The sequence below is a fragment of the Collinsella sp. TF10-11AT genome, from assembly GCF_003437565.1.
GTDB lineage: Bacteria > Actinomycetota > Coriobacteriia > Coriobacteriales > Coriobacteriaceae > Collinsella.
This window is the reverse complement of the sequence record NZ_QSQW01000009.1, coordinates 99,422-111,429: the sequence shown is the minus strand read 5'-3', so window position 1 is coordinate 111,429 and position 12,008 is coordinate 99,422. Positions and strand designations below refer to the sequence as shown.

The following is a 12,008-nucleotide window of genomic DNA, read 5'->3' as shown; positions in this document are numbered from 1 at the left end:
GGCACGTGCAGACCTTTCGTCATGGCCTCCTACCTTTCTTTCGGGCCTTTCGGCCGAATCTCTCAGCACCCTTCCGTAACGGGTGCTGCTTGCTGACAGCTCTAGTTATATCCAAATTCCAACCGCAATTCCACCTCGCCCCCGAACGGTCAACAAAGTTCGATGAACGGTATATCGAATATGATTCTCCCATAATGCACTTCGGCGTTCTAAAGTAGCTTTTCTAAGGTAAATGCTCTTTTTTCTTAAAAATCATTCGCAATTACAACTCCAATCTTTCGATTAAGAATTGCATATCTAAAACGGTTTTATGTATATAAATGACGCTTGTTCGTGTTTCTGTCTGTATTCGATGATATTCAGCTACCTATCATTCTTATTCACACATACTCACCAGTTGAGTGAGGATATAGACCGTTTTTCACAACGCGAAGGGCGTCAGCTCTATGGCTTGTCAGCGTAAGAAGTAGGTAAAGATACCGTTCACGCGATACGTCCGTGCCATAGGCCGACTAAATTGAGACAATAGTGAATAGTGTTAGGCAACCGTCCCCCACGGGGACTGAACGGACAGATGCATATGCCGAGCAAAATCGAAAAAAAGCAAGCCGCTGCAAAGCTGCGTAAGCCGCCGCGCGACTTCTCGTACACGCAGAACCGAGAGCTCAGCTGGCTGCGCTTTGACAACCGTGTGCTTGACGAAGCCTTCGACGAGACCGTTCCGCTGTTCGAGCGGCTAAAGTTCGTGTCGATTTTCGAGTCTAACCTCGATGAGTTTCTCATGGTGCGCGTGGGCGGCCTGTCCGATCTGGCAGAGCTCAAAAAACAGCCTGTCGACAACAAGAGCAATATGACCGCCTCCGAACAAGTCGATGCTGTCATGGCCGAAATGCCCGGGCTCCTTACCCGATGGGAGTCCATCTTTAAGAGCATCGAGGGCAAGCTCGACACCCTGGGCGTTCACCGCGCCCGCATCGATTCGCTTACGCCCGAGGAGCGCACCTTTGTAACCCGTTACTTCCAGGCCTACGTGTCGCCGGTCATCTCACCGCTGGTGATTGACCCGCGCCACCCCTTCCCCAACCTGCGCAACGGCGCACTCTACCTGGCCTGCGGCCTGGACGGCGTCACCGACGAGGAGAGTCTGCTGGGCCTTATCGAGATTCCCACCTCGATGAACCGCGTGGTCGAGATCCCCTCGCCCACCGGCATCTACTCCTACATCTTGCTCGAGGACGTCATCCTCGCCTGCCTGGACAGCTGCTTTGGCTCCTATAAGCCGCTCGACCGCGCGCTCATCCGCGTCACCCGCAACGCCGACATCGACCCGGACGGCGAGGGCGTCGAGGAGGAAGAGGATTACCGTCAGCACATGAAGCGCATCCTCAAGAAACGCTTGCGCCTGCAGCCGGTGGTGCTCGCGGTCTCGGGGTCGCTCGAGAAGGCGACGCTCAAGACCATCCGCAAGGCGCTCGAGCTTTCGCGCCGCTCTGTCTTTACCTGCGATATCCCGCTCGACCTAGGCTACGTCTTTGGCATTGAGGGCAAGATTCCCGAGCACCTGCGCAACGAGCTGCTCTTTACACCGTTTAAGCCGCAGCCCAACCCCACCATCGATATGACCCGCTCCATCCGCGAGCAGGTACTTCAGCACGACAAGCTGCTCTTTTATCCCTATGAGGCCATGAACCCCTTCCTGGATCTGGTGCACGAGGCCGCCTACGACCCCGAGTGCATCTCACTGCGCATCACGCTCTACCGCGTGGCCAAGCAGAGCCGCCTGTGCGAGTCACTGATCGATGCCGCCGAGAACGGCAAAGAGGTCACGGTGCTCATGGAGCTCCGCGCGCGCTTTGACGAGCAGAACAACATCGAGTGGGCCGAGCGCCTGGAAGAGGCCGGCTGCACCGTCATCTACGGCTCCGAGGGCTTTAAGTGCCACTCCAAGATCTGCCAGCTCACCTATCGCGAGGGCATGGCGCTAACGCGCCTGACGCTGCTGGGCACCGGCAACTTTAACGAGAAGACGGCCAAACTCTACAGCGACTTTATGCTCATGACCGCTCACCCCGGCATCGGCGAGGACGCCAACCTGTTCTTCCGCAACCTGTCGCTGGGCAACCTGCGCGGCGATTACCGCTTCCTGGGTGTGGCGCCCGTCGGACTGAAACCGCTCATCATGCGCGGGCTTGACCGCGAGATCCAGCGCGCCCTCGCCGGCGAGCCCGCCCGCGTGTTCTTTAAACTCAACTCGCTCACCGACCGCGAGGTCATCGACAAGATCGCCGAGGCATCGTGCGCAGGAGTCCGCGTGGACATGATCATCCGCGGCATCTCGTGCCTCAAGCCGGGCGTTCCTGGCAAGACCGAGAACGTGCATGTCCGTTCTATCGTCGGACGCTTTTTGGAGCATGCGCGCGTTTACGCCTTTGGCGTGGACTCGGACATGATCTATCTGAGCTCGGCCGACATGATGACACGCAACACCGAGCACCGCGTGGAGATCGCCTTCCCCGTGCTCGACCCCACCTGCCGCGCCCTGGTGCACGAGTACATGAGCATGCAGCTGCGCGACAACGTGAAGGCCCGCAGCCTCACGAGCGACGGCACCTGGGTCCCCGTGGAGCGCGCAGAGGGTGAGAAACCCTTCAACTCGCAGGAAGCCCTGCTGGAGCGTGCCTACCGCAACGCCGAGGCCGCGCCCGAACCCGTCATTGAGGCAAAGCCCGCCCCTGCTCCTAAGCCGCAGCCGGCCACACCCGAGGTTCAGAAGGTCCAGGCGACCGTCATTGAGCCCGAGCCCGCACCTGCACCTCAGCCCGAGCCGCAGGCAGCTAAGCCCGCACCCGAGACGAGCGCCCGTCGCGATAAGCCCGCCGGCAAGACCAAGGCCATCGAGCGCCATCGCCCCGGTCGTGTGCGCATGGGCCTGGGCCTGATCGGCCTGGGTCTTAAGACGCTCATTACCGGCAAGACGAAATAGTCGTTTGTAGAAGCAGTTTGTAGAAGCGCCCCGCATTTGAGGAAAGCCTCGGATGCGGGGCGCTTTTCCCTGCTACCATGGTGCGAGCAACAACACGAATGACAGGCAGGGATATGAAGCTCACTATAGAATCGATGACCTACGGCGCCGACGGGCTGGCGCACGCCGACAACGGCAAAGCCGTCTTTGTGCAGGGTGCCGTGGCAGGCGACACCGTCGAGGCCGAGGTCGTACAGGACGGCAAGTCGTTCATGCGCGCCCGCACCACCGAGATTCTGGAGCCGAGCCCCGATCGCATTCAGCCCCCCTGCCCCTACGTGGGCATCTGCGGCGGCTGCTCGTGGGGCAATCTCTCACGCACGGCACAACTCGCCGCCAAGGAGCAAAACCTGCGCTCCACGCTCGAGCGCATCGGCAAGTTCGCTCCTGAGCAGGTCGATGAGTTGGTGCAGCCCATCTGCCACACCAAGGACGACTGGGGCTACCGCAATAAAATCGAGCTCGAACCGACCGTCGTCAACGGTCGCGTGCGCCTTGGCATGCACGGTGTCGACCCCAGCAAAATCGTGACCGTCGATGCGTGTCCGCTGTTCGATAAACGTTTTCCCAAGGCGCTCAAATCGGTCGTCGGCGCACTCAACTATCTAAGCGGCAGCCATGACTTAGGGCTCGAACGCGTGGGCATTCGCGCATCGCGCCGCACCAAGGCGCTCGAGGTTGCACTCTGGACGCCCACGGGCTCTTTTCCGCGCTCGCAAGTCTCCCGCGTGCTGGCGGTCGCCGCTCATCCCACGAGCATCGTGCGTGTGATGAGCAAGGGCGAAAAGAAGGCCCGCCGTGTCTCCAAGGTCGAAATGCTCGCCGGAGAGGGCTCATGGACCGAGAATATCGCCGAGGGTCAGATGCGCTTGTCTGCCCCGTCTTTTTTCCAAGTCAACACCAAGGGTGCTGAGATTTTGATCGAGCTTGTCATGGAAGCGCTCGACCCGCAAGAAGACGAGCTTGCCGTGGACCTGTACTGCGGCGCCGGAACCTTTACCCTGCCGCTCGCCCGCCGCTGCGACTTCGTCGCCGCCGTCGAGGCCTACGGCCCGGCCGTGCGCGACCTGCGCCGTAACCTGGAAATCAACAAGCTTGATAACGTCGACGTCATTGGCGGAGACGCGGTGCGCGAGTTCCCCGACCAGGATGCCGACGTCTTGGTGGTCGACCCGCCGCGCGCAGGCCTCGCCCCCGAGGCGATCGACCTTATCGCCAGCACGAGCGCTCGCGATGTCGTCTACGTGAGCTGCGACCCCGCCACCCTGGCACGCGACCTTAAGCGCTTTGTCGAGGAAGGTACCTTCTCCCCCGTCAAGATCACGCCGGTCGATCTGTTCCCGCAAACCTTCCACTGCGAAACCGTCGTCCACCTCAAGCGCAACTAGACTGTTTGCCCCAGACCACGCCCGATGATTTTTCTGGCACGGGGATAAAAATAGATTTGCTCCGAATGATTATTTAATCCCCGTCCCGAAATTGAACCGCCCCTCATTTCTTGAACATTAGAAATGGGGGCTTCTTTATGGACGGGAGAGTCAGGCACGACGCCACGCTGAGGACTCTTGCAGCAGAGCTTTGCGACAGGGGGTGCGGGCGCGCCGAAGGCCAGCGGGAGGCCGAAGGGTGCCCGGACCCGGCCGGGGCCGGCGGCGTGCGAGGGCAAGCTCATGCGACGGAGCTGCTGCCCGGGCGCCTGAAGGACGAATTCTACAGGAGCCGGACGTGGCGGAGCTTCGAGGAGTTCAAGCGGGACCTCGAAGCCTATACCGTTCACTGGAACAAGAGGAGGCGGGTTAAGCAAAAGGGACTGACCCCGGAGGAGTTCCGAAATCAGTCCCCATGTGCGGCATAGGCCGCTAATTGACCCGTCCAAGTATCGGGGCGCAGTTCATTTCAGCGCCGCCCGAGAAAGCTAAACGCCTTCTGGCAGGTTGTCCCGGGCCGAGGGCGGCCACCTTGATCGCCCTCGGCCCTCACCCACCTCAACTGCCCCTCAATTACATAGAGCTGATTGAGGAGGGCGCAGGCTAGCGGGTGCCTTCCTCATCGTCGTTGGGCCGGTAGGTGATGAACTCGATAACAAAGGCCAGGACGGCAGAGACGAGCGAGGCGATGATCGCGAAGATCATGTGGGAGATCCCGGCGCCACCAGGGGTCCCGTCGATAAAGTTGAGCAGGTTGAAGACGCCGAGGCCGCCCGAGATGTACATGAGAGCGCCAGTCATTCCCACGATGGCGCCGCCCACGGCGGAGCTCAGGCATGCCACGACGAACGCGCGCTTGTTGGGGAGGGCGATGCCGTAGATGCCCGGCTCGGTGACGCCGAAGAAGAAGGCGGAGATCATCGCGGGAAGGGCGATGCCGCGGAAGCGCTCGTCCTTGTTTCTGAGGTACATGGCAAAGATGACCGCTCCGAGCGCGAACCCGTGGCCGATGGTGGCGGCGAGCACGCTGTCGTGGCCGAGGGTGTTCAGATTCATGATGGAGATGGGGATGAGGCTCCAGTGGAAGCCGAAGATGACGAGGCACATCCACAGTCCGCCAACCAGGGCGCTGCCCAGGACGGAACCAACCACGGGGAGCTGGAAGATGAACGAGAATGCCGCGCTCAGCAGGTTGGTGATGAGGGTGGCCACCGGGCCGATGATGAGGTAGCCCAAGACGATGGAGACCGTCATCGTGGCGAGCGGGACAAGGAACATCTTGAGCGCAGCCGGCATCCAGCTCTTGAGCCAGCGCTCAAGGATAGAGCCGAACCACACCATGAGAAGGACGGGGATCACCGAGCTCACGTAGCCGGACACGGGCATGATGATGGGGAGCCCGAGGGCGGTGGCGTACCACGAGAACGTGCCGGCCACGCCGAGGTCGATGCTGCCGAGCGCCTCGCCCGAGGTCAGGGCGACCATCGTCGGGTAGAGAAGCGCCACGCCGATTGCCACGCCGGTGAACTCGTTCATGCGGAACTTGCGCGCGGCACTGAACGCCAGGGCGACGGGAAGGAAGTAGAAGAAGCCGTCAGCCACGGTGTAGAGCAGCGTGTAGAGGCCGTCGTTTGCAAAGGCCGGGACGAAGTAGGTGATGAGGGCAAGCAGTCCCTTCATGATGCCTGCGGCGGCAAGCGGTCCCAGGATGGGCTGGAAGATGCCAGAGATGAGGTCGATGACGACGGAGGCAACGGTCTTATCGCCCTGGGGCTCGTCGTCGGCGCTTGCGCCGCCCGAGAAGTTGCCGGCCTCCAGGACCGCGTCGTAGACGTCCTCGACGATGTTACCCACGACCACCTGGTACTGGCCGTTGGCCTGGATGACCTGGATGACGCCCTTGAGGGCCTCGATCTTGGCAGTGTTGGCGCGGGACTCGTCCTTGAGTTTGAAGCGCACGCGCGTGATGCAGTGCGCGACGCTGGCGACGTTCTCTGTGCCGCCTACGTTCTCGAGTATGGATCTGGCCAGATCGTCGTATTTTTCAGCCATTATTTTCTCCTTAGTGATATTGCCCGGGCGGCTAGCCCAGGTCGCCTCCGTTGGTGGCGATGGCCTGTTGATACCAGTAGAAGCTCTTCTTGCGCCTGCGCTCGAGCGTGCCGTTGCCCAGGTTGTCGCGGTCCACGTAGATGAAGCCGTAGCGCTTCTCCATCTCGCCGGAGCCCGCGCTCACGAGGTCGATCGGCCCCCAGGTGGTGTAGCCGAGCATCTCGACGCCGTCCTGCTCGATGGCGTCACGCATGGCCTCGATGTGCTCGCGCAGGTAGGCGATGCGGTAGTCGTCCTCGATCGTGCCGTCGGGAAGCACCTCGTCATAGGCGCCGAGGCCGTTCTCCACCACAAAGAGCGGCTTCTGGTAGCGGTCCCAGAGGTCGTTGATCGTGATGCGGAATCCCAGCGGGTCGATGACCCAGCCCCAGTCGCTCGTGCGCACGTAGGGGTTCTCCACGCCGGCGAAGGCGTTGCCCTCGGCGACGCCGCCCACGGAGTCGGGGTCGCCCGCGGTGCAGCGCGAGGAGTAGTAGCTAAACGAGATGAAGTCGACGGTGTTCTCCGCAAGGATGCGCTCGTCCTCGGCGGTCATGCCCACGTCGATGCCCTCGCGCTCGAGCATCTTGAGCGCGTAGCCGGGGTAGCGACCGCGCGCCTGCACGTCCACGAAGAAGAGGTCCTCCTGGTTCTTGACCTGCGCCGCGCGAACGTCCTCGGGACGACAGGAGTAGGGGTAGTAGCTTCCCGCGGCGAGCATGCAGCCCACCTTGTTCTCCGGGTCGACCTCGTGGGCGATCTTGGTGGCCCAGGCGCTCGCCACGAGCTCGTTGTGCGCGGCGCGGTACTCGGCCTCGCGGGCATTCTCCCCGGGCTCGAGGACGATGCCGGCACCCATGAAGGGACGGTGCAAGATCATGTTCATCTCGTTGAACGTGATCCACCAGCGCACGAGGCCGCGGTAGCGGTTGAAGAGCACCGTCACAAGCCGCTTGTAGAGCTCGATAAGGGTGCGGTTTCGCCAGGCGCCGTACTTCTTGACGAGGTGGATGGGGCAGTCGAAGTGCGTGATGGTCACGAGGGGCTCGATCCCGTGCTCGCGGCAGCAGCGGAACACGTCCTCGTAGAAAGCGAGCCCGGCCTCGTTGGGCTCCTCCTCGTCGCCATTGGGGAAGATGCGGCTCCAGGCGATGGAGAGGCGAAAGACCTTAAAGCCCATCTCCGCGAAGAGGGCTATGTCCTCGCGGTAGTGGTGGTAGAAGTCGATGCCCGTCTGGGCCGGGTAGTAGTACCCGGGCTCGAAGTCGAGCATGCGCCTCAGGCCGCGGCTTACGTCGTTGCGCTCCGGCCCGTGTGGGATGACGTCGACGTTGGCAAGGCCGCGGCCGCCCTCGTCATAACCTCCCTCGCATTGGTTGGCGGCGGTGGCTCCTCCCCAAAGGAACCCTTTTGGAAATGGCATGGTGCCTCCTTCTCTCTGGCGCCCCCATCTCTGCGGGGGACGCTTTATAACGTCCTTGCGGCCTCGCGCGCCTGGCCCGTGGCCCTTTCCCTGATGCGCGCGGGCCGCCTGTGAAGGGGTGACTAGCTGACGGCTTGTCCTGCGGCGGCGCGACGTGCCTCCCGGCCTCCAAGCAGGGAGGGGACCTGTGCCAGGCACACGCCGGCGAGGATGATGGCGACGCCCAGCCACTCGACGACGCCGAGCGGCTCGCCGAGGACGATCATGGCGATGAGCAGGCCGGCGGGGAGTTCCGCGGCGGCCATGACGGTGGACAGGCCCGCGGGCAGGTGCGGAGAGCCCATGCCGAAGAGCAGGACCGGGCAGAGCATGCCAAAGAAGCCGGCGATGACGGCAAAGGGCAGGATGCCCTGGGCGAGGACGCCCGAGACGACGTAGTCCGGACACACCGTGAGCGACATGACCACGGAGCCCGCGCATACGATGACGCCACGCTGCTCGGACGAGCAGGGGGCCTCGACCTTGCCGGAGAGGGTGACAAAGAGGGAGCAGGACACGGCCGCCCCCAGCGCGCAGAGCAGGGCCACGGGGTCGTACCCGGTGATGCCGGTCTTGTAGACGCCGCTGGCGAACACCGTTCCGAAGACGATGACCAGGGCGGAGACCACTTGGAGGAGCCTCGGCGGCCGGCGCGTCATGACGGTCTGCCACACGAGCCCCAGCCACGTGAACTGGAAGAGGAGCGTGAGTGCCACCGGGGCGGGCAGCACGCTCATGGCGTAGCAGTAGAGGATTGAGGTGAGGCAGGTGAGGGCTCCCAGGCCCATGAGCTTGAGGGCGAGCTTCCAGCCCACGCGCTGCCAGCGGTGCCCGAGTGCGTGCCCTGCGAGCGTGGCGAGGGCGAAGAAGAGGCAGCCGAACCACGCCTGGCTCGCCACCACCTGCGCTGAGGTGAAGCCCGCGGCGTAGGCGAGCTTGTAGGTCGTGGCCATCGCGCCGTAGCAGGCGCCGCCCGCAAAGACCTGGAGCGCCGCCTTGACCTGCCCCGCGCCCGCGGCTCCCGCCTCGGCGGTCTGTTGCTTGATTGTGTTTGTTTCTGCCATTAGGCTCCCTTCCGTCTGCTGTCTTGCAGATGCACGTCTCGTGCGTCTGTTCCCTGCAGTCGGAAGGTGGGCTCGTGCGGTCTTCTGGCGGTGCATGTGGTACCTGCTGCCAAGACGAAAAAAGCCACGCAACCGACTGCTCGGTTGCGTGGCAAAAAGGTGGCTAGCGCCCAGAAAAGTCCACGCGTTTTTAGACTGGGACAAAGTACTACAACAGGTGAGATTCCGTCAAGAAAAACCGAAGAAAAAAGTGAGCCTCTGCCCGCCGTACCTGTAGCGGTCGTTTCCCCGAACGGGGCGGTGCTGTTGGGGGCTGTCTCGATCTGTAACAGTAAGACCCGGTTTTGGTCCGTAGATGTTACAGATTTAGACGTTTTGTCGGGGCGGTTTCCGTTTGTCTTGATCTGTAACAGTTAGGGGTCAAAAGTGGGTCTAGATGTTACAGATTGAGATTGTTGAGGATGGGTGAGGGTAGCTAATTCGGACGGGGCTATTTTAGCTACCCTGCAAGTGGGGTAGCTAAAATAGCCCCGTCCCTTTTTAAACAATGGAAAATCGAGCGTGGCAAGCGGAGGTCTTCGGGGTATAAGACGGCTAATTGTATGCCGTTTTTTGAAAGGAACCCTTATGCCCAGCGTTGCCGTTCTTGCCGCCGATGGCTTTGAAACGATTGAATGCCTGACCATGGTCGATGTCATGCGTCGCGGCGGCGTGCGCGCCACGCTTGTCTCGATCATGCCCACGCGCGAGGTCGTAAGCTCGCTGCAGATCCCCGTGACCTGCGATGCGCTCTTTGATGAGATCAATTTTGACGAGTACGACTGCGTCGTGCTGCCCGGCGGCCTGCCCGGTGCCACCAACCTGCGCGCCGACCAGCGCGTCTGCGACGTAGTCTGCGATTTCGCCGCGACCAAGCACGTTGCCGCCATCTGCGCCGCCCCGTTTATCCTGGGCGAGCTCGACCTGCTCGAGGGACGCCACGCCACGTGCTTCCCCGGCTTTGAGAAGAGCTTCCCCGAGGGCGCCTATACCGGCGACAAGGTCACGCACGACGGCAACATCATCACCGCCAGCGGCATGGCCCAGTCGCTCCCCTTTGCGCTTGAGCTGCTGCGCACGCTCGCCGGCGACAAGGCCGTCGAGAAGGTCGCCGAGGGCATTCAGCTATGATTTTGGCTTCGCAATCACCGCGCCGCATCGAGTTGATGCGCGAGGCAGGCTATAACATTCGCGTGATTCCCGCAGATATCGACGAAACGCCTTTTGATGGCGAGGTCCCGCTTACGCTCGTTGAACGCTTAGCACGCGCCAAAGCCGCCGCCGTTGCCGCCGAGCATGCCGAGCCCAACGAACTGACCGTCGCGGCCGATACTATTGTCACCTTTGACGGCCATATTTTGGGCAAGCCGGCAGACGGGGACGAGGCACGCACCATGCTCCGCGAGCTTTCGGGCCGCACGCACCAGGTCGCAACCGGCGTCTGCATCGTTAAAGCCGGCGACGCTACAGCTCCGCATGCCGCCGAGAGCCTGTCGTTTGTCGATGTGACCGACGTGACGTTCTATGAGCTTACCGAAGAGCAGATCGAGCGCTATGTTGCCTCCGGCGAACCCATGGACAAGGCCGGGGCCTACGGCATCCAAGGCACAGGCGGCCGCATGCTTGTGCACGATATTTCGGGTGACTTCTACAACGTGGTGGGCTTGCCCATCGCTCGCGTCGCACGCGCGATTCAAAAACTCTCGTAATTGCATCTGGCGCTGGGTATCCCCCAGCGCCTACAATTTTGCCGTACCGTACGGATCCCGACCGGGCATAAGGCCCGGCGGAAAACCGATAGGAGAAAACATGGACACACTGCTCGAAGCCATCGATGTTTGCAATGTCGATGGCTTTTGCTTTGGCAACTATACGGACGAGGAAGCTGGCACCGGCTGCACCGTAATCGTGGCGCCCGAGGGTGCCACCGGTGGCGTTGACGTTCGCGGCGGTGCTCCCGCATCGCGCGAAACCGACTTGCTGCGACCCGAGAACACCGTCGACAAGGTCCACGCCGTCTGCCTTTCGGGCGGATCGGCCTTTGGCCTCGAGGCTGCAAGCGGCGTGGCCCGCGAACTCGAGAGCCGCGGCATTGGTCTGCCCGTCGGCCCCACGCAGGTGCCCATCGTGTGCTCCAGCTGTATCTTCGACCTTGCCTTTGGCGACCCCACCGTTCGCCCCGACATTGAGGCCGGCATCGCCGCCGTGCGCGAGGCGCTCGACCACACCCCCACCAAGCTCGAACAGGGCAACGTAGGCGCCGGCACGGGCGCTACCGTGGGTAAGCTCATGGGCCCTGCCACCTGCATGAAGGCCGGCCTTGGCGCTGCCGCCGTGGCGCTCGGCCCCATCAAGGTGGGCGCCGTGGTCTCGGTCAACGCCTGTGGCAACGTTGTCGACCCCTTCACCGGCGAGTGGGTCGCCGGTATGCGCGCCGCAGCCGATAGCGACCAGATCGTCGACATGGAACTCGCAGCCTTTGCCGCCGCCGGATCCATGCAGATGCCGCTCGACCGCACCAACACCACCATCAGCTGCATCGTCACCAACGTGGAACTCACTAAGGCACAAGCCACCAAGGTCTCTCAGATGGCCGCAGACGCCTACGCACACGCCATCCGTCCCACGCACACCACCAACGATGGCGACACCATCTACACCCTCGCCAGCGGCAAACTGGGTGCCCAGGCAAGCGCCGCCGTTCCCCTAGACCTGCTGGGCATGCTCGCCGTAAGGGCTTTGCAAACCGCCATCGTAAACGGAGCCAAAACCGCCAAAACCTCCCACGGCATCCCAGGTGCTGCGAAGTAATCTCACTCGACCGTCGGCCGGAGGCGGGCGGGCATTACGTTTGCTGCCCTACAGTCCTATGCAAGACGAAGGCCACATTAAGTGGCCTTCTT

Annotated in this window: 9 protein-coding genes; 6 read left to right on the top strand and 3 right to left on the bottom strand. The window is 62.2% G+C overall.

Annotated features, from left to right (window positions below; all coding sequences use genetic code 11):
• Positions 1-574: 574 nt before the first annotated feature.
• The 3 genes from ppk1 (at position 575) to DXC99_RS10435 (ending at position 4,877) form a co-directional block, all read left to right on the top strand.
• Entirely contained in the window at positions 575-2,983 is a 2,409-nt protein-coding gene (ppk1, locus tag DXC99_RS07455) for a polyphosphate kinase 1 (protein ID WP_117583939.1), read from the top strand.
• 98 nt (positions 2,984-3,081) lie between these two features.
• A complete protein-coding gene (gene rlmD, locus DXC99_RS07450) occupies positions 3,082-4,410 on the top strand; it encodes a 23S rRNA (uracil(1939)-C(5))-methyltransferase RlmD (RefSeq protein WP_117583938.1) in 1,329 nt (442 codons plus the stop codon).
• 137 nt (positions 4,411-4,547) lie between these two features.
• Entirely contained in the window at positions 4,548-4,877 is a 330-nt protein-coding gene (locus DXC99_RS10435; protein ID WP_197032199.1) for an IS3 family transposase, read from the top strand.
• Between the two features lie 175 nt (positions 4,878-5,052).
• Here the strand turns inward: DXC99_RS10435 and DXC99_RS07440 are convergent, their stop codons facing one another.
• The 3 genes from DXC99_RS07440 to DXC99_RS07430 all read right to left on the bottom strand — a co-directional run bounded on the left by DXC99_RS07440 (position 5,053) and on the right by DXC99_RS07430 (position 9,066).
• On the bottom strand, positions 5,053-6,501 hold the full coding sequence (locus DXC99_RS07440) for a PTS transporter subunit EIIC (protein WP_117583937.1): 1,449 nt from the start codon (positions 6,499-6,501) through the stop codon (positions 5,053-5,055).
• A gap of 31 nt (positions 6,502-6,532) precedes the next feature.
• A complete protein-coding gene (locus DXC99_RS07435) occupies positions 6,533-7,963 on the bottom strand; it encodes a 6-phospho-beta-glucosidase (protein WP_117583936.1) in 1,431 nt (476 codons plus the stop codon).
• Between the two features lie 122 nt (positions 7,964-8,085).
• Positions 8,086-9,066: an EamA family transporter gene (locus tag DXC99_RS07430; RefSeq protein ID WP_117583935.1), complete on the bottom strand. Its 981-nt coding sequence runs from the start codon at positions 9,064-9,066 to the stop codon at positions 8,086-8,088.
• Positions 9,067-9,693: 627 nt separating this feature from the next.
• Between DXC99_RS07430 and DXC99_RS07425 the strand changes: the two genes are divergently transcribed.
• The 3 genes from DXC99_RS07425 to DXC99_RS07415 all read left to right on the top strand — a co-directional run bounded on the left by DXC99_RS07425 (position 9,694) and on the right by DXC99_RS07415 (position 11,916).
• Positions 9,694-10,236, top strand: coding sequence for a DJ-1 family glyoxalase III (locus DXC99_RS07425; RefSeq protein ID WP_117583934.1), 543 nt, complete (start codon positions 9,694-9,696; stop codon positions 10,234-10,236).
• On the top strand, positions 10,233-10,814 hold the full coding sequence (locus DXC99_RS07420; protein WP_117583933.1) for a nucleoside triphosphate pyrophosphatase: 582 nt from the start codon (positions 10,233-10,235) through the stop codon (positions 10,812-10,814). Before DXC99_RS07425 ends, DXC99_RS07420 begins: the two co-directional genes overlap by 4 nt.
• 100 nt (positions 10,815-10,914) lie before the next feature.
• A complete protein-coding gene (locus DXC99_RS07415; protein ID WP_117583932.1) occupies positions 10,915-11,916 on the top strand; it encodes a P1 family peptidase in 1,002 nt (333 codons plus the stop codon).
• Positions 11,917-12,008 lie beyond the last annotated feature (92 nt).